Origin of the sequence: Streptomyces albireticuli (genome assembly GCF_021228125.1) — a bacterium.
Lineage (GTDB): Bacteria > Actinomycetota > Actinomycetes > Streptomycetales > Streptomycetaceae > Streptomyces > Streptomyces albireticuli.
The window spans coordinates 1-21,964 of sequence record NZ_JAJQQS010000032.1 but is presented as its reverse complement, the minus strand read 5'-3'; the positions used below and the strand labels follow the sequence as shown (position 1 = coordinate 21,964).

35 protein-coding genes and 1 pseudogene are annotated in these 21,964 nt (G+C 71.0%); 18 read left to right on the top strand and 18 right to left on the bottom strand.

The genetic code is table 11. The annotated features are described in order from the left end of the window. The first annotated feature begins 28 nt into the window (after nucleotides 1-28). Both LUZ64_RS35025 and LUZ64_RS35020 read left to right on the top strand, forming a co-directional pair. On the top strand, nucleotides 29-220 hold the full coding sequence (locus tag LUZ64_RS35025; protein ID WP_143593415.1) for a hypothetical protein: 192 nt from the start codon (nucleotides 29-31) through the stop codon (nucleotides 218-220). 142 nt (nucleotides 221-362) lie between these two features. After that, nucleotides 363-986 carry a hypothetical protein gene (locus LUZ64_RS35020; protein WP_095584138.1) on the top strand — a complete coding sequence of 208 codons (624 nt, stop codon included), beginning with the start codon at nucleotides 363-365 and terminating at the stop codon, nucleotides 984-986. On the opposite strand, the gene LUZ64_RS35015 is transcribed toward LUZ64_RS35020, so the two are convergent. Next, nucleotides 983-1,234, bottom strand: a complete 252-nt coding sequence (locus LUZ64_RS35015; protein WP_095584139.1) for a hypothetical protein — start codon at nucleotides 1,232-1,234, stop codon at nucleotides 983-985. The genes LUZ64_RS35020 and LUZ64_RS35015 overlap by 4 nt on opposite strands. Continuing rightward, nucleotides 1,231-1,488: a hypothetical protein gene (locus LUZ64_RS35010; RefSeq protein WP_143593416.1), complete on the bottom strand. Its 258-nt coding sequence runs from the start codon at nucleotides 1,486-1,488 to the stop codon at nucleotides 1,231-1,233. The genes LUZ64_RS35015 and LUZ64_RS35010 overlap by 4 nt, the downstream gene beginning before the upstream one ends. Nucleotides 1,489-1,722: 234 nt before the next feature. Here LUZ64_RS35010 and LUZ64_RS35005 point away from each other — a divergent pair, with 234 nt between their 5' ends. The 4 genes from LUZ64_RS35005 to LUZ64_RS34995 all read left to right on the top strand — a co-directional run bounded on the left by LUZ64_RS35005 (nucleotide 1,723) and on the right by LUZ64_RS34995 (nucleotide 3,351). Beyond that, nucleotides 1,723-2,247 carry a hypothetical protein gene (locus tag LUZ64_RS35005; RefSeq protein WP_095584141.1) on the top strand — a complete coding sequence of 175 codons (525 nt, stop codon included), beginning with the start codon at nucleotides 1,723-1,725 and terminating at the stop codon, nucleotides 2,245-2,247. A 193-nt stretch (nucleotides 2,248-2,440) separates the two neighbouring features. Continuing rightward, on the top strand, nucleotides 2,441-2,572 hold the full coding sequence (locus tag LUZ64_RS37400) for a hypothetical protein (RefSeq protein ID WP_267897218.1): 132 nt from the start codon (nucleotides 2,441-2,443) through the stop codon (nucleotides 2,570-2,572). 20 nt (nucleotides 2,573-2,592) lie between these two features. Next, nucleotides 2,593-3,075, top strand: a complete 483-nt coding sequence (locus tag LUZ64_RS35000) for a single-stranded DNA-binding protein (protein ID WP_095584142.1) — start codon at nucleotides 2,593-2,595, stop codon at nucleotides 3,073-3,075. Between the two features lie 9 nt (nucleotides 3,076-3,084). Then, on the top strand, nucleotides 3,085-3,351 hold the full coding sequence (locus LUZ64_RS34995; protein WP_095584143.1) for a hypothetical protein: 267 nt from the start codon (nucleotides 3,085-3,087) through the stop codon (nucleotides 3,349-3,351). Between the two features lie 8 nt (nucleotides 3,352-3,359). Here LUZ64_RS34995 and LUZ64_RS34990 read toward each other — a convergent pair whose 3' ends face one another. From LUZ64_RS34990 to LUZ64_RS34975, 4 genes are all read right to left on the bottom strand, one after another. Beyond that, the gene (locus LUZ64_RS34990; RefSeq protein ID WP_095584144.1) at nucleotides 3,360-3,674 is read right to left on the bottom strand and encodes a hypothetical protein; all 315 of its coding nucleotides are present in this window, start codon (nucleotides 3,672-3,674) and stop codon (nucleotides 3,360-3,362) included. After that, nucleotides 3,671-4,147: a helix-turn-helix transcriptional regulator gene (locus LUZ64_RS34985; protein ID WP_095584145.1), complete on the bottom strand. Its 477-nt coding sequence runs from the start codon at nucleotides 4,145-4,147 to the stop codon at nucleotides 3,671-3,673. The genes LUZ64_RS34990 and LUZ64_RS34985 overlap by 4 nt, the downstream gene beginning before the upstream one ends. A 599-nt stretch (nucleotides 4,148-4,746) precedes the next feature. Beyond that, nucleotides 4,747-5,301 carry a GNAT family N-acetyltransferase gene (locus tag LUZ64_RS34980; RefSeq protein ID WP_232390607.1) on the bottom strand — a complete coding sequence of 185 codons (555 nt, stop codon included), beginning with the start codon at nucleotides 5,299-5,301 and terminating at the stop codon, nucleotides 4,747-4,749. After that, complete coding sequence (locus LUZ64_RS34975) at nucleotides 5,294-6,550, bottom strand: NsdA family TPR-like regulatory protein (protein WP_143593147.1); 1,257 nt, start codon at nucleotides 6,548-6,550, stop codon at nucleotides 5,294-5,296. Before LUZ64_RS34975 ends, LUZ64_RS34980 begins: the two co-directional genes overlap by 8 nt. A 220-nt stretch (nucleotides 6,551-6,770) precedes the next feature. Between LUZ64_RS34975 and LUZ64_RS34970 the strand changes: the two genes are divergently transcribed. From LUZ64_RS34970 to LUZ64_RS34950, 5 genes are read left to right on the top strand one after another with little or no spacing between them, the layout of a single operon-like run. Next, nucleotides 6,771-7,199, top strand: a complete 429-nt coding sequence (locus tag LUZ64_RS34970) for a DUF6415 family natural product biosynthesis protein (protein WP_095581615.1) — start codon at nucleotides 6,771-6,773, stop codon at nucleotides 7,197-7,199. After that, a complete protein-coding gene (locus LUZ64_RS34965; RefSeq protein WP_095581614.1) occupies nucleotides 7,193-7,381 on the top strand; it encodes a hypothetical protein in 189 nt (62 codons plus the stop codon). The genes LUZ64_RS34970 and LUZ64_RS34965 overlap by 7 nt, the downstream gene beginning before the upstream one ends. 30 nt (nucleotides 7,382-7,411) lie before the next feature. Continuing rightward, the gene (locus LUZ64_RS34960; RefSeq protein ID WP_095581613.1) at nucleotides 7,412-7,852 is read left to right on the top strand and encodes a hypothetical protein; all 441 of its coding nucleotides are present in this window, start codon (nucleotides 7,412-7,414) and stop codon (nucleotides 7,850-7,852) included. Next, nucleotides 7,849-8,562 (top strand): hypothetical protein, encoded by a 714-nt coding sequence (locus LUZ64_RS34955; protein ID WP_095581612.1) that lies wholly within the window; start codon nucleotides 7,849-7,851, stop codon nucleotides 8,560-8,562. The genes LUZ64_RS34960 and LUZ64_RS34955 overlap by 4 nt, the downstream gene beginning before the upstream one ends. Next, nucleotides 8,555-9,487: a protein kinase domain-containing protein gene (locus tag LUZ64_RS34950; protein WP_232390606.1), complete on the top strand. Its 933-nt coding sequence runs from the start codon at nucleotides 8,555-8,557 to the stop codon at nucleotides 9,485-9,487. Before LUZ64_RS34955 ends, LUZ64_RS34950 begins: the two co-directional genes overlap by 8 nt. A gap of 106 nt (nucleotides 9,488-9,593) precedes the next feature. Here the strand turns inward: LUZ64_RS34950 and LUZ64_RS34945 are convergent, their stop codons facing one another. The 6 genes from LUZ64_RS34945 to LUZ64_RS34920 form a co-directional block, all read right to left on the bottom strand. Further along, on the bottom strand, nucleotides 9,594-9,887 hold the full coding sequence (locus LUZ64_RS34945; protein ID WP_095581611.1) for a hypothetical protein: 294 nt from the start codon (nucleotides 9,885-9,887) through the stop codon (nucleotides 9,594-9,596). A gap of 293 nt (nucleotides 9,888-10,180) precedes the next feature. Then, entirely contained in the window at nucleotides 10,181-10,786 is a 606-nt protein-coding gene (locus LUZ64_RS34940; RefSeq protein ID WP_095581610.1) for a hypothetical protein, read from the bottom strand. Then, a complete protein-coding gene (locus LUZ64_RS34935) occupies nucleotides 10,783-11,019 on the bottom strand; it encodes a hypothetical protein (RefSeq protein ID WP_095581609.1) in 237 nt (78 codons plus the stop codon). Before LUZ64_RS34935 ends, LUZ64_RS34940 begins: the two co-directional genes overlap by 4 nt. Continuing rightward, a complete protein-coding gene (locus tag LUZ64_RS34930) occupies nucleotides 11,003-11,326 on the bottom strand; it encodes a hypothetical protein (RefSeq protein WP_095581608.1) in 324 nt (107 codons plus the stop codon). Before LUZ64_RS34930 ends, LUZ64_RS34935 begins: the two co-directional genes overlap by 17 nt. Further along, nucleotides 11,323-11,673 (bottom strand): hypothetical protein, encoded by a 351-nt coding sequence (locus tag LUZ64_RS34925; RefSeq protein WP_095581607.1) that lies wholly within the window; start codon nucleotides 11,671-11,673, stop codon nucleotides 11,323-11,325. The genes LUZ64_RS34930 and LUZ64_RS34925 overlap by 4 nt, the downstream gene beginning before the upstream one ends. Then, nucleotides 11,670-11,960 (bottom strand): hypothetical protein, encoded by a 291-nt coding sequence (locus LUZ64_RS34920; protein WP_143593145.1) that lies wholly within the window; start codon nucleotides 11,958-11,960, stop codon nucleotides 11,670-11,672. Before LUZ64_RS34920 ends, LUZ64_RS34925 begins: the two co-directional genes overlap by 4 nt. A 176-nt stretch (nucleotides 11,961-12,136) precedes the next feature. Here LUZ64_RS34920 and LUZ64_RS34915 point away from each other — a divergent pair, with 176 nt between their 5' ends. The 7 genes from LUZ64_RS34915 (at nucleotide 12,137) to LUZ64_RS34885 (ending at nucleotide 14,856) form a co-directional block, all read left to right on the top strand. Next, nucleotides 12,137-12,400 carry a hypothetical protein gene (locus tag LUZ64_RS34915; RefSeq protein WP_095581605.1) on the top strand — a complete coding sequence of 88 codons (264 nt, stop codon included), beginning with the start codon at nucleotides 12,137-12,139 and terminating at the stop codon, nucleotides 12,398-12,400. After that, entirely contained in the window at nucleotides 12,397-12,753 is a 357-nt protein-coding gene (locus LUZ64_RS34910; RefSeq protein WP_095581604.1) for a hypothetical protein, read from the top strand. The genes LUZ64_RS34915 and LUZ64_RS34910 overlap by 4 nt, the downstream gene beginning before the upstream one ends. Nucleotides 12,754-12,858: 105 nt before the next feature. Next, nucleotides 12,859-13,152, top strand: a complete 294-nt coding sequence (locus LUZ64_RS34905) for a hypothetical protein (protein ID WP_095581603.1) — start codon at nucleotides 12,859-12,861, stop codon at nucleotides 13,150-13,152. 270 nt (nucleotides 13,153-13,422) lie between these two features. Further along, a complete protein-coding gene (locus LUZ64_RS34900) occupies nucleotides 13,423-14,085 on the top strand; it encodes a hypothetical protein (RefSeq protein ID WP_095581602.1) in 663 nt (220 codons plus the stop codon). Then, a complete protein-coding gene (locus tag LUZ64_RS34895; RefSeq protein ID WP_095581601.1) occupies nucleotides 14,085-14,348 on the top strand; it encodes a hypothetical protein in 264 nt (87 codons plus the stop codon). The genes LUZ64_RS34900 and LUZ64_RS34895 overlap by 1 nt, the downstream gene beginning before the upstream one ends. Beyond that, the gene (locus tag LUZ64_RS34890) at nucleotides 14,345-14,638 is read left to right on the top strand and encodes a hypothetical protein (protein WP_095581600.1); all 294 of its coding nucleotides are present in this window, start codon (nucleotides 14,345-14,347) and stop codon (nucleotides 14,636-14,638) included. Before LUZ64_RS34895 ends, LUZ64_RS34890 begins: the two co-directional genes overlap by 4 nt. Beyond that, nucleotides 14,635-14,856 carry a hypothetical protein gene (locus LUZ64_RS34885; RefSeq protein WP_095581599.1) on the top strand — a complete coding sequence of 74 codons (222 nt, stop codon included), beginning with the start codon at nucleotides 14,635-14,637 and terminating at the stop codon, nucleotides 14,854-14,856. The genes LUZ64_RS34890 and LUZ64_RS34885 overlap by 4 nt, the downstream gene beginning before the upstream one ends. 381 nt (nucleotides 14,857-15,237) lie before the next feature. Here the strand turns inward: LUZ64_RS34885 and LUZ64_RS34880 are convergent, their stop codons facing one another. The 6 genes and pseudogenes from LUZ64_RS34880 to LUZ64_RS34855 all read right to left on the bottom strand — a co-directional run. Beyond that, a complete protein-coding gene (locus LUZ64_RS34880) occupies nucleotides 15,238-15,606 on the bottom strand; it encodes a hypothetical protein (RefSeq protein WP_095581598.1) in 369 nt (122 codons plus the stop codon). Then, complete coding sequence (locus tag LUZ64_RS34875; protein WP_095581597.1) at nucleotides 15,599-15,982, bottom strand: hypothetical protein; 384 nt, start codon at nucleotides 15,980-15,982, stop codon at nucleotides 15,599-15,601. Before LUZ64_RS34875 ends, LUZ64_RS34880 begins: the two co-directional genes overlap by 8 nt. Nucleotides 15,983-16,095: 113 nt before the next feature. After that, nucleotides 16,096-16,413, bottom strand: coding sequence for a hypothetical protein (locus LUZ64_RS34870; RefSeq protein ID WP_095581596.1), 318 nt, complete (start codon nucleotides 16,411-16,413; stop codon nucleotides 16,096-16,098). Between the two features lie 162 nt (nucleotides 16,414-16,575). Beyond that, nucleotides 16,576-18,786: a DNA translocase FtsK gene (locus LUZ64_RS34865; RefSeq protein ID WP_143593411.1), complete on the bottom strand. Its 2,211-nt coding sequence runs from the start codon at nucleotides 18,784-18,786 to the stop codon at nucleotides 16,576-16,578. Between the two features lie 82 nt (nucleotides 18,787-18,868). Continuing rightward, entirely contained in the window at nucleotides 18,869-21,019 is a 2,151-nt protein-coding gene (locus LUZ64_RS34860) for a hypothetical protein (protein ID WP_143593412.1), read from the bottom strand. 74 nt (nucleotides 21,020-21,093) lie between these two features. Beyond that, a pseudogene (locus LUZ64_RS34855) lies at nucleotides 21,094-21,964 on the bottom strand (hypothetical protein); the annotation flags it as partial.

The following is a 21,964-nucleotide window of genomic DNA, read 5'->3' as shown; positions in this document are numbered from 1 at the left end:
GTCGGTCCGATTCGCCAGGATTGATGTCATGCCCGAACCGGATGCACTCCGAACGATCATCGGCAATGGTCGACACCCTCATCTCGCCCGGCTCGTTGCCGCCTATCAGGCCCGGTATCCGGAGTTCAGCGCGCGGGAGTGTGTGGAGCTAGTGCTGCACGGCCTCGCCGCCGGGCGCGGCGACGGCGATGGTCGACAGACCGTTCTCGAGAACCGCTGACGCATCGTCACGCGGGTCGGTCCTGCGCTCGGCGGTGATCTTCCTCTGATCGGGTGGTTCGCCCCCACCGGGTCCGTGCGCCGGCCTCCGGCTGGCGTCCACGCTGGAGGGACGGTTGCCGTTGAGGGAGGAGACCCCCCGCATGAAGACAGAGAGCGTGATGGTTGCTGCACGCCGGACCCGGGCCGAGGTCGACGGGCTGGGACTGGAGCAAGCACGCCGGATCGAAGCGTCGTTGGCCGCGGGTAGGAGGGAGGAGAGGGCCGCCGCCCGTGATCTCAAAGAGGCGATCTGGGCGGCCTACGACGCGCTGCGCCGGGAGCCGACGCACCATCGCGCCGAGGATCTGGCCCACCTGCTTGCCCAGGCGGACCCCGAGGGCGTGGCCTCCTTCGTGGGGACGGACGGGCTTGAGGAACGTCTGTTGGACGACGCCCTCGCCGGGGACGCGGAGGGGGCCATGGAGGCGTACCTCGACCAGGTCGAGGACGAGATCACCCGCACCGCCGATGCCTTCGACGAGAAGGCCGAGGGGTACCGGTGGAAGATGCTGCGCGGCGTCGCCAAGGACCGGGCCCTCGGGGTCCCCCTCCACCACCTCAACGCCTTGGAGCGGGAGATCGCGCGCGCCGAGCTGGGCGCAGTGGCCCGTGTCCTGCGGGAGGGGCCTGACTCGCTGTCGGCTCAACAGGAGTTCTGGGCGGCATCCCGCGCGGAACAGGAGGCCAACGACTACGCGCGGGCGATCCTCGCCGGCACCTGCTAGAGATCGTTTGCCCATGGGTCGTCGGCGGCCTGGAGCTTGTCCACGAGGATGCAGCAGGCGAGGGCGGACCACGCGGCCTCGACAGAGTCGACGGCAGCGTTCCGCAGGGCCTCGGTCTCGTAGTCGAGATCGAGGCGGAGCTCCAGGGCCTCGCCGACGCCGAGGGCGTAGCGGTCGTGACGCTGGATGGGCGTCTCCCGCTCGTGGAGGGTGGCGATGTTCGCCTCGCAGGCCGGACAGGTCGTCACACGGCGCGGAGCCGGGAGGCGGTGGCGCGCTCGTCCTCGCCGAGGCAGTGCACGGTCGCGCCGGAACCGCACGTGACGTCGCCGTAGAAGTCGAGGAACAACGCGCAGCCGTCCCGGCATCCGGTGCAGACCCGAAACCCGATCACCACAGCCGTGCGGACCGCGCGGTCCGGCGCCTGGTACCGGATGGTGCAGCCGGCGGGGGCGGGCAGTACGGTGACCGACCCGCCGCACCGGCACAAGGCTCCTGACATGGCACTTCCTCCCGTTCGGAGTACGACGACACGCCAGAACGCCCCAAAGGATCTTGTATATGCCCTGGTCTGAGTAGCTATAGCCCAAACTGGGGAATCCGGTCCGGCCCGAGGGGACCAACGGCAACTCGGCGCCGGACCGGCAGCAGTCAGCCGTTGGTGACTGGTCGATGACCCCTGCGTGACCCACCGCTGACCGCATTTCAGGCATCACCGCAGGTCAGGAGTACGCCGGTGACCAGTGACCAGAAGACCGCCAAGAAGGCGGCCCCGGCCCGGAACGAGGATGAGCGCGCCCCACTGGGGCCGCGCCCGTGGGACCGCCGATCCGACGAATCGGCCCACCAGTACGAAGCGTTCGTCACCTACTGCGGATCGCCCGGCCGGGAGCTGCGGTACGTGGCCAAGGCGACCAGCTGGACCTACGGCACGATCAAGAACTGGTCCGCGCGGCTCGACTGGCGCGAGCGGGCCGAGGCATGGGACCGCGCCCTCGGCGGCGGTTCATCCGGGCTGCTGCGCCGGATCGAGGACCGGCAGTTGGAGTGGGCCGCGGGCATCCTCGCGGAGATCGAGACCGGCGGCATCGGCACCGGGTACGACAAGGGCGGCGACGGGCGCCCCGGGCCGAAGGAGCTGGAGGCCGCCCGCAAGGCGGTCGCGACGATCGAGCAGCGGCGCCTGGTCCCCGAGCTCGACGACATCACCGACCGCGTCCGCGCCCCGCGGCTTCCGGCGGACAGGCCCAAGGCGTCCTGACATGGGCCGCCGGCCCCGGTTCAGGGGGCCCGTCCCCGGGGCGCACGGCCTCCTCGCCGAGGAGGTGCGGGCAATGCGGCACGCCAACGCGGCTTGGGCTGACGAAGCCGCAGCCGGCGAGGGCGAACCGCCCGTGCCCACGCTCCCCGCTGTGCCCTTGCCAGCTCCTCCGCCGGGACGGTGCGCGCCGCTGGTGAACAGGGTGGTGAACAAGGAGCGGGCGCCGAAGGTGATGGCGGCCGTCACGAAGGCGACCGCCGCAGCCGAGACGGAGGGGAGCCGGTGGAGTGAAGGACTGATGCGCCGCTGGCTGAACGTGAAGTAGGACGAAGAGAGAGTGAAGCGATGAGCGGCGAGACCCTGATGACAGTGATCGGCAACCTGATCGAGGACCCCGAGCTGCGGTTTACCCCCTCGGGCGTGCCCGTGGCCAAGTTCCGGGTCGCCTCGACCCCGCGGACCTACGACCGGCAGACGAACGAATGGAAGGACGGGGAAAGCCTCTTCCTCACCTGCACGGCGTGGAGACGGCAGGCGGAGAACGTAGCGGAGTCCCTGGTGAAGGGGGCGAGGGCGATCGTCTACGGCCGGCTCAAGCAGCACTCGTACGACGATAAGGAAGGTATCCGCCGCGTCGCCTACGAGATCGACGTCGAGGAGGTCGGGGCCGCGCTGAAGAACGCCACAGCGAAGGTCACGAAGGTCAGCGGTGCGGGGAAGGCTCCGGGAGATGACCCGTGGCAGAGCACGACGACGACCCCGCCGCAGACGGCGGAGTCGCCAGCGGGAGCGCCGGCGGGGGACTACGCCGACGAGCCACCGTTCTAGGAGGAGTCGATGGACTTCTACGAGAAGCGCCAGGCCGAGCAGCGGATGGTGAGGGCGCTGAAGCTGAAGCAGGAGATCGCCGAGTACGCGGGCGACAACGTCACCGCGGAACGGATGAAGGCGAAGAGGGACGAGGTCGAGGCGGAGCGCGAGCGCCAGGACCGCGCCCTCGCCCAGACGAGAGAGTTCAAGGCCCACAAGAGGCGCGAGCGGCTGGCGATGGAAGCCAGAGCGGAAGCCGAGGCCGCGCGAGTGCACTGGTTCCCCCAGGCATAGCCGGAGGATCAGCCGGCGGACCGCAGCGGAACCACGTTGCTCGGCCCCCGGCGTGCGAGCCGGTAGTACCGCACGTTCCCGATCCGGGCCGCCTCGTTCTCCTCCAGCCACCCGGCCTCGATGAGGGCACGGCGGACCCGCGAGTGCAGTTGGGGGGACATCTGTACCTCGGCGGCCAACTCCTTGCTGGAGCGGCGGACGGTGCCGGTCTCGTCCTGGTCGGTGAGCGAGTACTGGATGAGGACGAGCCGCTGAAGAGGGGGAAGATCCCCGGTGCTGCGGAGAAGGTCGAGGACGAGATCGCGGTGGTCGCGGTGGGTCATGCGGTCCTCCGGGTGGTGGAGCGGACAGGGGTGATGGGGGCGGCCTTGATGTCGGCGGCGGGGATCTCCGGCGGGTTGCACTCGCGGATCGCGGAGCGCTGCTCCAGCCCGGGCCCGTGCCCACCGAGATACGGACTGATGGCGTAGAACGGGGTTCGGCCGACACGGTCGCGCTCGATCAGGATGCGCCGCTCACGCAGCCGCTTGACGATCCGGGTAAGGCCCTGGCGGGTCATGCCGAGCCGGTCGGCGATGTCCGAGACCATCATGCGCACCGGCTCACCGTGACCGGGGGAGCGGAACAGGTACCACATGATCACCCTCGCCTCGGCGTCGGAGAACGTCTCCGGGTCTTCGAGGATGGCCCCGAGCCGGGCCTGGCTGCCGCTGGAGTGCGCGCCGCCGTAGGCGTAGGGCGCCGAGGGCACGACATTGCCCTGAGCGTCCACCAGCCGCGTTCCGGCGTTACGCACGTCTAACCTCCGACATCAACTCTAAGTGGATTCACCGTACCCTGCCGGTTCCATCGAATCAACTTAGAGTTGATGTGCTTGGTGGGGGATGGAACCCCCCGGTTCCATCACGGAACCCCCCGGTTCCATCGGATCTGTACGAACTCGCAGGTCAGACCCTGAATCGGAATCCCGCGCTCTACAGACCAAACACCCGCCGCCACGGGCTGAGGCCCCCAGGGGCCCCGCCCCCGGACCCCCGCCAGCGCCAAGGGCGCGCTGGACCGCCCACACCCCGGGGGCTCCTCCCCCGGACCCCCACCAGCGCCTTTCGGCTGCGCTGGACCAGCCACTGCCGCCTGCCCTGAACCCGGCTCCGGCTCCGCCTCCACCGGCTTCACCCCTCGGGCCCCAGGGGGCCCTCACTGGGCAGTTGCCACCAGGACGAGGAGCTGGCCGCCACGGTGGCCGAGGCATCCCCGGCCGCCGGCACCTTGCCCACGGCCGTCGTGCTGGTTGCTCCCCGGGGCGGAGGTCGAGGGCGGCCAGGCAGATTCACGCACACGAAAACCGGCCCGGTCCCCATCGCCGGAGGCCGGGCCGATCAGCAGCAGTGATGATCAGGGCTGGCGGAGCGAACGCATCATCACGGCGAAGCGCGGCGAGTCCGGGAAAGGCTGCTGCTGGCCCGCCTCCTCGTACCCCCAGGACTCGTACACGGCCTTGACCTTGCCGCCGCCGGCGTCCGGGTCGACGAGCAGCGTGACGCGCTCCTCCTGGTGCCCGTCGAGCAGTTCGTCATGGAGCCGCCGCGCAACACCTTGCCCCCGCCACGGCTTCCGCACGCAAATCTCCTGGAAGGCCACCGTCCTGGAGCCGGTCTCCTCGGTGAACCCCTCGGGCAGCGGGGTGACCATCGAGGACCACCAGCCGGTCGTGGACGCGAGCGGCGTGCCGAAGCAGAACCCCACCGGCTCCCCGCCGCGCGTACAGGCGATGACGGTCTCCCAGCCCGGCCGCTGCGCGTAGGCGATCAACCGCTCGTCGAACCGCTCGACGGTGTTGAACGGACGGTCGAGCAGACCGAAGTCACCGCGCACCTCGGCGTGCAGGTCGAGGATGGTCTGGCGGACCTCGTCCACCTCGTTGCTGCGACGGAACTCGATGTCAGGCACTCAGGACGTCCTTCCGGTAGGCGGTCCACTCCTGGGTGTAGGAGCTGGACGGATGGGCGGAGATCAGGCGGGAGGTGAAGCCGTTCAGCAGGTGCTCGACCCTGCCGTGCACGGCGACGGCCGGCACCGTCTTGGCCGTGCCCACCGCGAGCTGGATCTCACCCTGGCGCAGCTGCGCGCCCGCCAGATACGCGAGCACCAGGGCCCGGTTACGGACCATGCTGGGGCGCAGGAACGCCAGGGTGTGGTGGGCGTGCGCCTCGGCGTCCTGCCAGCGGCCCATCTCCGTGTGCGCCTGGGTGGCCAGCAGCTCGATCTCGGCGGCGTCGTAGAACTGAGTCCAGCGGGACCGGTGCTCGCCCGCGTCGGAGCGGGAGAGATCCTTGCGGGCCTGGTCGAGGCTGCGCAGCACATCGGAGCGGTCGGCGGTGTGGGCCTGGTGGAGCGACAGACGGGCCCGGGTCATCGACGCGTAGAACGCATCGCTGCGGCACAAGGAGACCGCGCGGGCGGCCTCGGCCGCGGCGGTCGAGTCGGTGAAGCGGCCCATCTGCCGGTACAGGGCGGCGGCGTGCCCCCACACGCGGATCTGCACGACCTGGTCGCCGGAGAGCGAGGCGAGGGTGACGGCGTGGTGGAGGTGCGCCTGCGCGGCGCCGGGCCGTCGTCCGTCGATGGCGGCCCACATCGCCGAGTCGGTCAAGGACGCCGCCACCCCGTAGAGCCGGGAGCGGACCCGGCCGCTGGCGCTGCCCCGCTGCTGCATGGCCAGCGCCTCCTCGGCGAGGGCAGCAGATCGGCGTTCGAGGGCTTCGGTGCCGCCGGCCTGGTCGTCGTCATCAATGGTCTGGTCGTGCAGCAGCTCCAGGCGCTCGACGTCGGCGGCGCCGATCCGGTACGGAGCGCCCTGGCGTGACGGGGTGATGCCTGCGGTGGCTGCGGCGGCTATGGGGGCGGTGACGAGGAAGGAACGGCGCTTCATGGGGTCCTCCGGGTGCTGCTGGTGGTGCCGGGCCGTCGGCGTGAAGCCGAGGTCCACGATCGGGCGGTCGAACACCTCCTCCAGCGCGAGCTGGGTCCTGCTCCGCGGCGAGCGCGTGCGGGTGAGCAAGTCGTGCACGGTGCGTTCGGAGAAGGTGCCGTACCTGCCTGTCCGCCGCTTGAGCGCCCGGTTCATCTCGCGCGCTAACTCCGGCCTCGTCAGCCCGAGTTTCTTCATCGCGTTCCGGAGGATCGTGTTCTCTCCCACCCATCGAACGTAGCGAGCCGCGAGAGCGCCGTCGATGTCACGGGACGGTCAAAACTTCCTGATCACCGAGGACAAGAAACCGTGCTTCCTTCCTGACCCTCTGGCCTGATCCAGCGGTTGACTCCCACATGCGGCGGACCACCTCCTCCCTTTGGCGATGTGTGGCCGGCGGTCCGCCGCTCCTCTCGCAGCGCACGCCTACACACAAGGACCCGCGCCGATGACCACGACTTCCACCTCCGCAGCCGCCAAGACGGCCCGCAGCAGCCGCATACGCGTCGATGGTCCCGACGGGCCGGTCATGGTGGATGTTGACGCGATCGAGCAGAGGATCGACGCCGGGATGCGCCCGGTGATCGACGCCGTCAGCATCGACCCGGCCGAGATCACCAGGATCACGAAGGGGTTGGTCGGCGACGTCGAGAAGTTGCTCCCGGTCGCCGAGGCCAGATTCAAGGACCGAGGCGGGCACATCACGCTGGGGCTCGATTCCCTGCGCCGCCGCCTCGACTACCAGCGGCCCGACCCCCGCTCCTACCCGCTGAATGCCGCGATCTGCGCGGCCGACCTTGCCCGGAGCTGCCGCACGCTCCTCAAGCTGCTCACCGGACCCGAGGACCCGAACCAGGTGGTGATCTCGACATGGTGAGCACGACGACCGGCAGCGGCATCGTCGACCACCCGTTACGGGCCGCCCTCACCCTCTTCCTGATCGGCCTGGCAGGCCCCGCCGCCGTGCTCCAGGACCAGGCCGGCCGTCTCCTGGACTCCGCCGCCGACCAGACGCCCGTGCGGGCGGTCGCGGCGGACAGCACACCGATCGATTCCTGACCCGGTACGACGAGAAAGGGGAACACCCTGATGAGCACCATCACCACGACGGACGTCGAGTCCGTCACGGAGCGCCAGGCGCTCGCCGAGTTGAGCAAGTTCTTCCAGCTGCACGCCGCCCGCACCGGACGCGGCGACTCCTCGTTCATGCCGATGTTCAGCGGGCGGATCGACGAGGCGTGGCACCGGCTGAGCGACGACCGCCAGGCGTACGCCCAGTTCTGCACCGACAACGCCGGGCGCCAGGTCACGCACGTCTCCACCCTCGGCCGCGGCCCCATCCAGTGGACCAGCGACTACGAGGCCCGGTTCGGCGCCCTGCCCGTCATCTGGTTCGCCGCCACCACCGGCAGCATCAACCAGGCCGCCTACGAGCTGTACCGCTCCACAGGCCGTATCGAGGCGTCGTGGAACTGCGGCCCCGGCGGCGGTGACGGCGACGGCAGCCTGACCGAGGACACCACCGCGTGAGCACCACCAGCAGCAGCGGGCCCCGGAGTAGCGACTGCTCCGGGGCCCGCCTCGTCTCGGTCTCCGCCCTCGTGCGCCTGACGGAGCCCACCCCGGACGCCGACCAGATCCACCACCGCATCGGCCCGTACATCGCCGCCGTGACCGCCCACTGCCCCTACCTCAGTCCCTCGACGGCCCGGGAACTGACACGGTGGGAGGCGTGGGAGCCCGCCGACGAGACCGCAGTGCCCCAGGCCATCGAGGCCGGGCTGTTCGCCGCCGGCCTCATGGCCGCCGAGCGCGTACGGGCCCGCGCCCGCACCCTGGGACCGCTGGTGTGCGAGAACGTCGCCGTGCGCTGGGACGCCCCGACCGAGGACCAGCGCCTAGCGCTGATGTGGCCGCACTGGGCCCTCAAACTCCTCTACGCGCCCGTCGGCGTGATGGTCGGCAAGTTCTGGGCGGGCGAGACGGACACCGACCGGCGCGGGCGCCCCGTCCCCGTCCCGCCGATCACGTTCCTGTCGCTGCGCCCGGCCGTACGGGCCCGTGACCCGAAGCTGCTGACGTCCCATCCGGACGTCGGCGACATCATCGCCGAGGCCACCGACGACGACCGCGATGTCCTGGACGATGTCCTGGACGGTGGCGAGCGCGTTGACGAACACGCATGGACCCGCGTGCGGGCATGGGCCGCACATCAGGTGAGGGGAAACCAGCATGACTGACAGCCACCCGGTCGAGCAGTTCACGACGGCGGTGGACGAGACGCTGATCTCGTCCACGGTGGTATCGGACCGGCGCGGCTCGACCGCGTGGAAGGTCACCACGTCCGCCGGCACGTACGTGGTGAAGGCGAACCACGAAACCAGCGACGGCCACAGCAGGGACAAGGAGCGCGAGATCGAACGCGAGGCGTCGGTCCTCCAGCGGCTCACCGCACTCGGCGCCATCGACCGCACGTACTTCGCCGCCGCCAAGACCTCCCCGCCGGGCGCCCGCTGGGTCGCCGCCCGCTGGATCGACGGCAGCGCCATGTGGCCCGCCCTCGCGCACGCCCGCGACGACGACACCCCCGCCGCCCGGAACCTCTTGACCACCGTGACGGTCACCTTGGCCGGCGCCCTCGCCGAGCTCCACGCCGTGCGCTTCACGCACGCCGACGTGCAGCCGACGAACATCCGCGTCACGCCCGACGGCGTCGGCGTGCTACTCGACTACGCCCTCGCCTGCGGACCGGAAGAACACGCGGCCCGCGTCCCGTACCGGGGCGCGCTCACACACACCACCGCGCCGGAGGTGGCCGCCGAACTCCTGGCCACCGGCGAACACGTCCACGTCCAGACGCTCCCGCCGGCCGACATGTGGGCGCTCGGCGCCACCTTGTTCTGGTGCTGGACGGGCGAGCGCCCCGTCGCGTACCGCGACGTCGACGGAGGCCGGGCCGGGATGCTCCGCGACATCGCCGACGGAGACCGCCTCCGCGACCTGGCCGCCGTACGCCCGTGGCACTTCCTCGCGATCGAGGACCTGATCGCCGCCTGTCTGGCTGACGACCCGTCCGCCCGTCCGACCGCTGCCGCCGTTGCGGAATCGCTCGGCCGACCGACCGCGCAGACGAAGGCGGAGCAAGATATTCGATCAGGTACCTGATCGGTGTCGGCACACCCTGTGCATTACCTTCTGCCGAGCCCGCACGTGAACGTACGCAAGGAGGCCGCGCCCCGGTTCGGGCGCGGCCTCCTTGGTTGCGGCACGTTCATTCATCAAGCCTTCGTACCGCGTCCATCAGCACCGCGTCCGGAAGGTCGAGCAGGCCGACGTCCTTGAGCGCCTGGTGCGCTTCGTGGGCGGAAGCGCTCAGCGACTCCTTGGCGCCATGGGGGTTGGCCGCGGTCATGGCCGCCGCTGTGGTGTTCAGGTGCCGTCGCATCGCCTGTAGCGCGGCCCGCACCGTCGGGTCATCGAGGTCTATTCGCTGCTGGTCCATGGGCCCATCCTTCCCTGGCCCGCCGCTCGCGATCAGCAGATCGCCGAAGATCACGATCACCACGACCGGGGAGCAAGATATTCGATCAGCCCGGCTGATCGGCGCGCGCCCGGCTCCGGCACACCCTGTGCATTACCTTCGCCGCCGTGACGATGACGGACACGGAACGGCCCCGGCCTGATGTTTCAGGCCGGGGCCGCATGCTCACCGGAACCCCGGTCGAGGCGATCTATACCCCGCAGCCGGACGACCACGCGCGCACCGCGCTGGCCTTCCCCGCTGTGCCCTTGCGGGTCGGGAAGATGGTGGTCAGAGATTGTCGTCGGGGGCGTCGATGTCGAGGACGAGTACGCCCTTCACCAGCGGCCGGACTCGCTGCCGAGGAGGGCAGCGACCTTCGGTCCGGCATTGGTGTTGATGAGTTCGGCGAGACGCCGGACGGCCTGCTTGGCGTCGTCGGTCAGGGCCTCGCCGTCCAGCTCCCCGGAGGGCTGCCACAGGTCCCAGGTGGCACCCGAGATGCGCAGTGTGACGGTGACCAGCAGCGCGGTCCGGCTCTCGTTCTGCGGCTCGATGCGCGCCGGGTAGTCGCCGCTGTCGCTGACGGAGACGGTCTCCCAGGAGGCGACCCGGTAGGGGGGCCGGTGCTCCTTGGCCAACGAGTCGTGGTGCAGGCGCACGTCGATGAGGACGAGGAGGGAGCCGTCCTCCTCGGCGCGCGTCAGGCGGATGTCGAGATCGGGGCGCACCACGGCGTAGGCCGGAGACATGATGGGGCCGGTGCCGGCCGTCCAGGCGAAGCGGACGAACACGCCCGGGTCCCGGGCCTCCTCCTCGTCCATGAACCACGCCTTGGGGTCCTGCTGACGGAGATAGACGCCATAGCGGGAGCGGCCGTCCGAGGCGCGGTCGAGATCGGTCGCCTCGTCGATGTGCACGAGGGTGGTGGGGGTCCAGTTCAAGGCGTGCTCCTGTCAGTCTGAGTCTGTGTGTCCGTAAGGGTGGAGCGGGTGGTGCGACGGGCGATGAAGTCGAGGGCAAGGGGAAAGCGGTCGGCCTGGGGGAGCGCACGGATACGCGCGAGCTCGGCGGCGTCCTCCGGGTCCTCACGCCCGTACAGCGCCTCCAGCTCGGCGGCAACGGCGCGCTCGCGGTTGCGCAGCGCAGTGCGCTTGAGGTCACCGGGAGTCGGCACCGTCGTCCCCTTCGTCGAGGCCGGGCATCACGACCTGGTCGACGATGGTCGGGGGCTTGCCGGTGTAGGTGTAGGACGCGATGCCCCACCCGTGCGGCAGGTCGATGGTCCACTGTCCCTCGACGCCGGTCGGCCGGGCGCCGGGCGGCTGGATGCCCATCTCGTGTGCCTCGGAGATCGCGACCGTCATCGCGATGAACGCGGAGAACGCCTCCGCGGTCCCGGCGGCGGCCACGCCCAGCACGTCGTAGGCGTCGGGCGAGGGGACGACCGGCCACCCCTCGGGCTCGTCCTCGGCTCCGTTCACCGGCCCGCCGCCGCCCGCGCGCGGTCGATGGCATCCCAGTCGATGAACCGGGCCCCGCGCTGCCGCCGCTGAACGGCCATGTCGTCCCAGTCGACCGTGCCGCCGCCGATGATCCGCTCCACGAACAAGGCGGTCACGCTGCCTGCGGAGACTTCGCCGGCGGCCTGCCGTACGGCCTCGGCCCACCACCGGGCGATCACGTTCTCGGTCTCACCCGGTCCCGTCGCCAGTAGCTCGGAGATGAAACGGCTACGGGCCTCGCCGTCGAGCGCGGCGAGCAGACCGCGCGAGCTGCGCTCGATCGGCCACGGCGAGTGGGGTACCGGCTGCGCCGCTGCGGTGCTCATGCTGCTCCCTCCCGCTCCACGTCGACGGCCTCCATGGCGGCGGCGTTGCGCCGCTTGGCCGCGTACTTCTGGCGCTGCGCCTGGTACCGCTCGGGGTTCACGATCTGCCCGATCCGGGTCGAGGTCAGGTCGGCGGCCGTGCCGATCCGCGCCATCCGCCCGTGCGAGGAGTCGCGCTTGTACGCCGAGCGGATCTCGTCGTACAGCGCGGACTCCGCCCGCTTGTACGCCTCCTTGGCCGCGCGCACCGGATCAAGATCGTCAGTTGGTTCCGTGCTCTGGGTCATACGGCGGAGCGTAGCGCGATTCAAAGCCGACTTCGAAGCGAATCGCGAAAAGAAAGCGAACTTTGAAGTGCGCTTTGATTTCGTGGTAGCGTGAGGCTACGACGAAAACGGGGCGCCCCGGTCTGGACCACCGGAAACGCCCCACACAGGCACGAACCCAACCAAGGAACCACCTGATGAGCACCACCATAACGGCGCGCCTGAGCGGCGATGACCTGCTGCTTCTCGCAACGGCGCACCGCCACGCCCCGGGCCGGATACCCGGCCACATCGTCCGGGAGCTGCGCGAGCAGCACGGCCTCCGGGAGACGCAGTACGTCCAGCGGGTGCTCGGTCTGCTGCGCTCCCCGGAGGGCCGCGAAGCGGCGCCGGCCCTGGCCCGGCAGTGGAACGACTACCTCGACCGTATGGCCGCCGCCCGTGGGGAGGTGCGCCGATGACCACGATGACGATCGCCCCGGCGACCACGGAGACGGCGGCCGAGCTGGTCGCCGAGATCGCCGACGCCGCCCACGACCTCTACGAGGACGCGACGCACGTCGAGTTCGTCCTCACCCCCGGGTACGCGCCGGACGTCTGCGGCATCGAGCGCATCGACGACGGGGTGGGCGGCGCCGCCCGGTACGTCTCGGCGCGCTTCCGCCCGATGAGCTTCCAGGCCGAGCGACACCTGGCGGAGTACATCGCCGACACCTTCGCGCTGCTCTACGAGCAGCACCCCGACTACGAGGGCACCGAGGCCACGCCGTTCGCCCTGCGGCTCGACCTGCGCCCGCTCCCCGCCGGACTGTGACCACCACCCCGTGACCCGTGGGGGAGGACACGCCGCCACCCCGCCCCGCGCGGGCCCGACCGGCTTCCTCCCCCACGCCCCACCGACCACAGGAGACACGACCCCATGACCACCACGCAGCACAAGGCGGCGGAGACCGAGGACCTACGCCCCGCGCGGAACTTCACCGTCGTCGGCGCCCAGTGGGTCGAGAGCGAGCCGGACAACCCCGCCTTGGCCGTCTTCCCCGGAACCCTGCGACCGGACCAGATCGAAGGCGACGACGCCGTATGGGGATACGTCCGCGTGGTCAAAGCCCGGGACGCCGGCGAAGCCGCCCGCGCCGCCGAGGCCGAGCAGACCGCCGCCCGCGCCGAAGACCTTGCTGCCCTCCTCGCTGCCTACCCCAGCGCCGCCTAGGGCGCGTACCCTGACGGCACGCGCGGTGCCCGGTCGCGTATGCCGGAAACGGACAAAGGTCTCTTGAGAGATCCCGGGTCTCAAAGCCCGGTATCGTGACGGGCGATGGCCGCCACTGTGTCGGCCCGGCCCAGCCCCCGGCCCGTGACCACGGGGCGACGACGGCCCCAGGTGCACCGCATCAACGCAGAGGATCACCACCCCATCGTGCTCGCCTGTCGGGCGCGCGAGGGTCACGGGACCGTGCGCGCCGGAAACAGGAGTTGAGCCATGGTCCGTAACCACGCCCGCAAGGGCGACGCCACGCGCCGCCGCGCCGCGACCGGAGAGAACCACCGCCAGGCCGTCGAAGCCGTACGCGACGACGCGGCCGACGAACTGGTGATGTTCGCCGACTTCCCCGCCCCCGTCCTCGACGGCGCCGACCCGTGCCCGTCCTGCGACGGCGCCGGGGTCAGCGGCGAGTGCTACGAGCAGCCCGGCGACGAAGGCCGCCCCGTGCTCCTCGTCGAGGAGATGTGCCGCACCTGCCGCGGCTGCGGCCGTGCCGACCACGAGGAGTGCGCCCCCGGCATCCACGCTGGCGACGACGAGGACGACGAGCGGTTCGGCTACACCGACGACCAGGAGGACGACGAGCCGTCGTGCTACTCCTGCGGCGGCAAGCACTTCAACTTCATGCCGGGCATCGGCGAGGACCAGCAGGCCGAGGCCGCGCGCGCCGAGCTGATGGAGCGCGCCCACGCCCAGGGCATGACGGAGTGGGACGTCATGGGCGCCGCCACCTTCGGCGAGCTCGACCAGGTCCTCGGCGCCGGCGCGCAGGCCCTCGCCGAGGCCGCCGACACCACCACCTATCTGCGAGTGCCGTGCGGCTGCGCCGAGAACCTGATGCGCACCGTCCGCCGCTCCGAGCTGGAGGTGAGCGCCTGATGGCCGTGGACGTGTGGTTCGAGTTCTCCGACCGGCCGGGCGACGCGCGGCGGCAGATGGCCGCCGCGCCCCGGGTCGGCGAGAGCGTCCTGTGGGTCGAGCAGACGCGCGAGGGCGTACGGATCATGGAGGACACGACCGAGTACGTCGTGGAGTCCGCGGAGTGGGTGATCTCCCAGGACGCCTCCCATGTCCTGGTCCGGCTCGCGCTGGTGCCGAACAAGGAGCAGCAGCACCAGGTCGTCGAGGAGGTGCGCGCATGACGCTCCTCTTCGGACCCCACTGCCCGCACGACGAATGCAGCTGGCTCGGCTGCGACGTCGGCGAGGGCGACGAGAACGGCATCGTCTACCCCTGCCGGAACCAAGCCGAGTGCCCGTACTGCGGGGACGCGCCGATGCCACCGCAGGTCGAGCGGCCCTCGTGGACGTGCCCGGAGTGCGGGGCGCTGACCCTGGGCGCCGGCACCGAGGAGGCCCTGGCCGCCATGGTCGCCCGGTACGGGCAGCGGCACCTGGAGCTCGACCACGGAGCCCAGGCGGTGATCGCATGAACCGCCCGGCCCGCCGTACGGAACGCCCGGCCGAGGAAGACGGGACGGGCGGCGTTGTCGAGGTCCGGCTGATCGGGCCCGATGGCGCGGTGCGACGGTTCGTCGCGGCCCTGCAAGACGCCGCCGGAACCTCCGGCGCGGGCAGCGTCTCGTACCGGCCCAGCCGGTACGGTACCGGCACCCGCGCCTATTTGTCGGTGGCGTTGCCCGAGCAATGACCGAATTCGCGACCACGGACACAGGGAGAGCCCGGCATATGCTCCGGTCGAACGGCGGCGCTGGAACGTGGTGCGGACTCGCCGCCGACCAGCCCGACAATCCGAAGCTCAAAGACTGCGGACGCTGCCGTTCTGTCTTCCTCCAGCATCAGGAACGGCGACGGCGGCGGCCCGGCTGGTACACCAGGTGAACAGAAGGGCCCGGGGAATGGATGCGAGCATCCTTCCCCGGGCCCAATGTCGCCGTCATGACAACACCACCAGAACACCCCCGGATCGCTTACGCCGCCAGACGGCACGCCGTACCGGATAGTGGAGAGTGAAAAGGGCCCCCGCCATTCCCGAGATGGTGGGGGCCCGGCAATTTTTGCCGCTCAAAGATCAGAACGGTGTCGCCCATTCCTGCCGGACGTACGGACGGGCCGAGGGGTCCCATTCCGGGGAGCCTGGACCGATCGGGCCGTTCACGAACTCTGGGTGCTGCCGGTCGTACCGGATGAAGTCCTGCGACGCCTTCACGGCATAGGTGTGAGCTTCCTCGTTGTCGAGTTCTTCAAGATGGGCGAGATCGGCCAGCGCCGCGCGGTGCAACAGGAACTCCCGGTACTTCGCAGGGTCGTCCTCATCCGGCGGGTTGTTCGCCGTGCGCGTCATGAACGCGTGGATCTGCGCGGTGAGGTTGGTGACGCCCATGTACGCGACCTCCGGAGGCGGCGCATCGAATCCGGCACCGGTGATCGGGTCAAGCATTGGCATCTCCGTCGGTGAGCTCAAAGAGGCCCGCTTGGGCGCGGCCGAGCGCGTTATCGAGTTGCCGGGCGTGATGGGCGGCGGCATTCAGTGCGTCGATGGTCTGGCGCACGTGGTGCTCGGTGACGTCGCCTTCGGACTGTAGGCGGCCTTCGGGGTACATGAGGGCCATGGCCGCCGCGGTCTGCTCGTAGGTGACGGCCTGGCGCTGGGCGGAGTCCACGAGCGAGCCGAGCATCCGGTACACGTCGCCGGGCCGCGCCGGCGGGTGGGCGCGGGTGTGGAGGTTGAGGTTGAACACGGCATTGCCCACGGCCTCGGCGAGGAGGGCGGTCATGGTCGTGTCGAGGGCCTGGGCGCTCGGTGCGGTCGTCATGCTCGGGTCTCCTCCTGGAAGCCGTGGATCTTGCGGGAAGGCCGGGCGACGGCCCCCGCTCCGGACGGTCGTGCCCCGCTGTGCCCTTGCCGGGTTGGGAGTGGTGGAGGGCATCAGGAGGCGCCGATCCACAGCAGCCCGACCGCGGCCACGGCAAGGAGAAGCCGGGCCCACGACGGCCACGGCGCCCACCAGGCGGTGGCGCCGGCCCCGGCGGCGAGGGCGAGGAAGACGATGCGCTGGAGGCAGTCCCCGCCAGCGGCCATGTCGGCCCGGATCTCCTGGATCTCGTTGGTGCGGGAGTTCATCTCCTGCTGGAGCTGCGCCCGCGTCACCGGGTCGCCGGCGTCGGTGTTCTTGAACGTTTCGCTGTACATGTGGCGTTCCGCTTCGAGGCGCCGGATGGCCTCGTCGGGTGTCTCGCTCGGCATGTGCTCCCCTCCCTTGTGGGTAACAGTCAGTAGCGGCGGGGCGGGGCCGCCCCGCCCCGCCGCTGAGAAACCCCCCGGTCGCACCCCCACGGGTGGAGGGGCGGAGGGGGAACGGCAAGGGGCGGGGCCGCCTCGCCCCGCCCCGCCGCTACACCAGGTGACCTACAGCACCGGCTCGGCTGGTACCCGGTACTTCGTGTATTGGCCCGAGTCGTCGCGTTCCGCTTCGCCCTTGTCGGCCCAGGACTTGCACCAGTCCCGCACGGTGCGCACGGCCACCTCGTACCCCTCCTTGGACAGCCGCTCGTGCAGCCGCTTCGGCTCCAGTCCTGCCCGCCCGGCATCCCGCAGCAACTCCAGCGCCCGGTCCTTCGGCGCCCTCGGGAGCGGGGCCGGCGCCTGCGGTGTCCCCGGTACGACCGGAGGCCGGGACGGCTCGCCGGTCGCCCGGATCACCTCCTCGAAGCCGTCGCCCGCACCGGCCGGTGCGGCGGGCGCGGATGCCGACGGGGGAGCGAGGAGGTAGTCGTCCTCCTCGCGCGCCGGGTGACTGGCGCCGCCGTCGATGACGTACAGCCTCGGCCGCCCCGTCGTCCCGACAGCCGCCGATGGCTGCGCCTGGGCGGCCGGGGAAGCAGGCACCGGCGGCGCGGCCGGGACCGGGGTCTTGGCGGCGGCCAGTGTGGCGTCGGCGGCGGCGAAGGCGTCCGCCGCCGACCCGCTCGCCGAGGCGACTGCCTTCGTCGTGGTGGTGCTGGCGGAGGCGTCGGCGTCGTCCATGTCGGCGAACGCGTCGGACTGCACGATCTCGGTCGCGGACATCGCTGTGTCGTCGAGAAGGGCTGCGGCATCCTCGCTCAGTTCCCCGAGGTGGATTTCCTCCGGATACAGCCCCCGCAGAGTGCGGGCCCAGCGCTGCCCGTAATAGCGCCCGGCAGGAACCGAGGCGGAAATGCGGTCGATGACTGGGCGGCGGTCCGCGACGGCATTGCAGATCGCCGTGATCTCGTTCGGCGTGAGACGCCAGCCCTTGAAGGTACGGATGGGCGATTCCTTTCCCATCATGTGGAATCCGGAACCCGAATACGGGGCGTCGTTGGGGTCGAGCATCTTGAACCCCGGGAAAAGATAAGCCAGTTCCTCGGGATCGGTGACCGTCATGCCGATGCGCAGCTTTGACTGTTTCTTCATCATCGCCGTGATGGTGTCCTGGGTGGCGCGCAGACCACAGGTCAATGCCCGCACCCTTACTGCGCGCCCGAGTTCAATCACGTCGTCGAGGAGGTCTTTGATGTCGTGCGGGAGCTGAGCGGTCTCGTCCGCGACGACGACGATCGCCGGAACCTCGGGCGAGACGGGGATGACATCGGTGTTCCGCGACCGCATGAGCCGTTGGTAGCGGGCCTTGCGGGTGGTGATGACCTGCTTCGCCATGCGGAGCATGATGCGGGCCTCGTCCGGGGTGTTCGCTGTCCAGTCCACGATCGGTGCGACCGCGGATTCCTCGACCGCCCAGGGGGTGATCCATGGCAGGGAGATACCGGCGCCGGTGATGTCGATATGCCAGATCAACGCATCGGGCATCCGCGACAGGTTGGCGTTGAAGGTGTGCAGCTGGTTGGTTTTTCCGCTGTCGGTTTCGCCGATGAGAATTCCGCATTCGCTCAGAAGCGACGCCAGGGTTTCCGTGCCGTCCGGGTGCAGGCCGATCGGGAACGGCTCGGTGATCGTCAGCTCCGAATAGTCCTCCGGGTAGGGGATCAGGTCCGCCAGGATGTCCCGGGTGGTGACACGGATGAGGGCCTGGCCCCGGTGCGCGCCCTGCGCGACCTCGACGCCGCACCCGGGCGGCAGCCGCAGATCGGAGGCGAACGCGTCCTTGTGCTGGGCGACATGCTGGACGAGCGCGCCGCCCGGCAGTTCGACCGGCAGCGTGTAGCCGGCATCCCTCGGCCACGGCTCCATGTCGGGGCAGTGCACGCCCTTGATGCCGGTGATTCGCTCCAGTCGCTCCTCCCACTCGGTGGTCTTGGCGTAGATGTCGCGCTGCATCAACAGCTTCGCGCGCCGCTCCTTGCGCCCGTCCTCGGTGCGGAGCATCGCCCGGTTGATCAGGCCGAGGAACGCCGCGAGCGAGGCGCCGAAGGCGACGCTGCCCCCGTTGAGGCCGACGAGCGCCCACGAGCACCAGGTGCCCCCGGCCAGCCACGAGGCCGCCCGTACGGTCATGGCCGAGCGGGACAGTCCCTTGCGGGCGTCGAGGATGCCGCCCCCGACGGCGACGGCCAGCGCCAGCTCCAACGGTGAGTTCGGCGGCAGCGCGGCCACGTCGGCGTCCACGCAGAGGCCGGCGGCAGTGACGGCGGAGGCCACCAGCGTGGTCTCCCCCGGGCCCATGCGCGGACCCCAGTCCCATGCGACAGACATGATCAGATCCCTCCCCTAGGTTGGCTGGTCAGACGTTCCACATGGCCTCGGCAGCGGGGCCCTTGCGGGGGTTCTCGCGCCGGTTGAGGTCCTTGGCGTGCAGGGTGCGGAAGAGCTTGAAGACGTCCATGGCCTCGCTGGAGGCGGAGGCGATCATGCGGGCGAGGGTGCCGATCATGTCGGTCACGGAGTCGTCCACCGGGTACGAGTCGCGGGTGCGCGTGTGCAGCACCTCGACCGTCGCGGAGACCGCCTCCAGCGCGACCGGCAGGCCGGCGTACTCGCGGCCGACGATGACCATGTCCTCGGGGATGTAGGTCGTGTAGACGATCGCGACCGACTGGGACTGCATCACAAAGTGGCTCGGCTGGAAGGCGGTGCCACCGGAGCCGGGGACGACGCCGATGTTCCACATCCGCTCGCCGGGGCCGTTGCGGGGGGACTCGTGGCGGGCGAGGTCGTCGGCGTGCACGGTGCGGAAGTGCGGGTTGATCTGCTCGGCGTAGTCGGCGGCCTGCATCACCTTCGTATAGACCCCGACGAGGGCCTGCACGAGCGGCTTGAGCACGGGGTACTTGACGTCGGTGTTGATCGCCAGGGCCTTGACGGCCTGGGCGCACTGGCGGACGCCCTCGGGCAGCCCGGCGTACTCCGCCGCGACGGCGATCATCGTCGGCGGCATGTAGCGCGAGTACGAGTCGCGCAGGTCCTCGCAGGTGCGGACGAGTACGGACATGGCGCTGATTCCTCCGGGAGTGATGGCCCCGCCGCCGGTCGTGGCGGGGGCGGTGGTGGTCGCGGCCGTGGTGCCCCGGGCGGGGGTGGCGACCTTGCCGGTGACCGCCGCGATGCGGGCGTTGCGGGCGTTGGTGGTCTGGGCGCGGCCGTACAGGCGCAGCCAGATCCGGCGGGCGGTGACGAACCCCCAGGCGTAGGCCGGGTTCCCCGCGCCGCGTCGGGGGAAGAAGAGCCGCTTCAAGGTGACGAGCATGCCGATGGCGACGCCGGGCGGCGTGAGCACGGCCCCGGTGAGCCCGGCGGCGGCGCCAGCCATTCCCACGCGGGCGCCGTGCGGGACGGCCCGGCGAGCACGGGCCCGCCACGGGCCGGTACGGCGCCACCAGGCGGCGACACGGCGGTTGATGCGACGGCGGCGCAGCCGGGTGCGGGCCCGGGCCCGCAGCAGACGGGCCAGGACGGCGCGGCCTCGGCGCTGCCGGGCCGTCCCGCCGCCGACGGTTGCCTGGCCGCCGCCCTGAGCGCCCGCCTGGCCGCCCTTGGGCGTCTTGGTGAGTGAGACCTTCCCGCCGTTCGTGCCGCCGCCCGGGCCAGCGCTGCCGCCTCCGGCGGTCTGCTGGCGCCGCGCGGCCCGGCCGAGTGCCGCCCGGGCCCCGGCCATGCCCCGCTGCATCCGCCCCCGGACCCCGCCGCCAGCGCCCGCACCGCCCGTGCGGCCTCCAGCAGCGCCTCCGGTTCCACGGCCGCCCGCACCCGGCGTCGTGCCCGTACGCGTCCCGGCCTGCCCCCCAGTGCCCTTGCTGCCCCGAGTGGTCGGACCGCCCGTTGCTCCGGTACGAGTACCGGGTGTGCCGTTCGCCGTCGAGTCGGTCGCTCCGGTGCCCCGGCGGCCCCGGCGCCCCGGCCCGGTGGTCCCGGCGGCGCCGGTGCCGGTGGTTCCGGTGCCGCCCGCTACACGACGCGCGGCACCACGGACGGCACCGCGGAGCCCGCCGCCGTAGCCGGCACCCCCGCCGTAGCCACCGGTCCCGGTGCGCCACCGGCCAAGACGGCCAGGAGTGAAGCCACCCCACAGACCCCCAGCCGCGTTCCCGGCCCGGCCCGTACGGCCTGCGGCGCGGCGTCGGCCCGCTCGGCGGGTGGTCTGGGCATTCCTGGTGGCCCGGTGAGCGGTGTAGGCCGCGACGCCGCCCTCGGCGACGCCCGTCGCGACGGCTCCGGCGACTCCGGCGGCGCCGTAGGCGAGAGAGACGGAGCCGACGATGGCCGAGGCAGTGGTCGCGAGCACGGGCACGACGCGGATCGTCGTCGAGGGTTCGGCGGAGCCGTCACCGTTGCCGGATGCCGGGGAGGCTGACGGGTCGTCGGTGGTCTGGATGATGATCTGCGGGGTGGTGAGGTCGTCGTCAGCGGGAGCGGGCGCGGTCTTTGGTTGTGCCATGACATCTCCATCAGGTGAAGAGCGGGCCGGGGCGGTTGTGGGCGCCCCGGCCCGTTGTGCATGGGGAGGGGGAGTCAGCTGGTGCGCGGGGGGACAGTGATCATCGCGTCACCATCTGCATTCGTGTGAGACGAATTCGCGTCACCGTGGCTGGATTGGCCGGATGGTGCGGTGGCAGCGGCGATCTGCGCCTGACCCCATGAGGGCGACCGGCCGTACGAGCGGGCCAAGGCCCGGGGACCGATCGACTCGCCACGGGCCCGGGCGGCCCGCACCTCGGCGCGCGCGGCGGCGCGGTCCTCGGCGTCCTTGTCCCGGTTCGGCTTGGCCGTCTTGGCGCGCCGCTGCTGCCGGGCCCGCGAACGGTCCGCCGCGTTCTGGTCCGAACCCGGGGCCGGATTGCCGGAGCCGGTGTTCGGGGTGTCCGCCCCGCCCTCGGCGGACGGGGTGAACGCGGGCGGGGCCGTGCCGTTCTGGGGAGCGTTCGGGGAGGCGTTCTCCACCGGGGCGTTCTCGGTGTTCTCCGAGGTGTTCTCGAACGGGTTGACCTGCGTGTTCGCGTCCTCGTCGGGCTTGTGGTCGAGGAGCATGTGGACGCGCCAGATGATGATCGCGATCACGGTGACGACCGCGATCGTCAGGCCCACGCGAGGAATGCCGTTCACGTGCGCCGCGACGTTCGCCGCGAACATGATCATCAGAGCTTGCGGAATCTCGCGCTTCGACCGGAACGCCGAGACCGCGTACACGTCGATCGTCACGGGAACGGCCGGAGCGATCGACGGATCGACGCCCGCGAGAACGGCCAGCTTGTACTCGCCCGAGGCGAACACCGCGATGCCGGCGACGAGCGCGATCCCAGGAGCCTGCCTCCAGACCCACGCCTGAAGACACGCCCACTTGGCCGCCGCGGACTCCCGGCGCTCCGCCTGGGCGCGAGCCTCC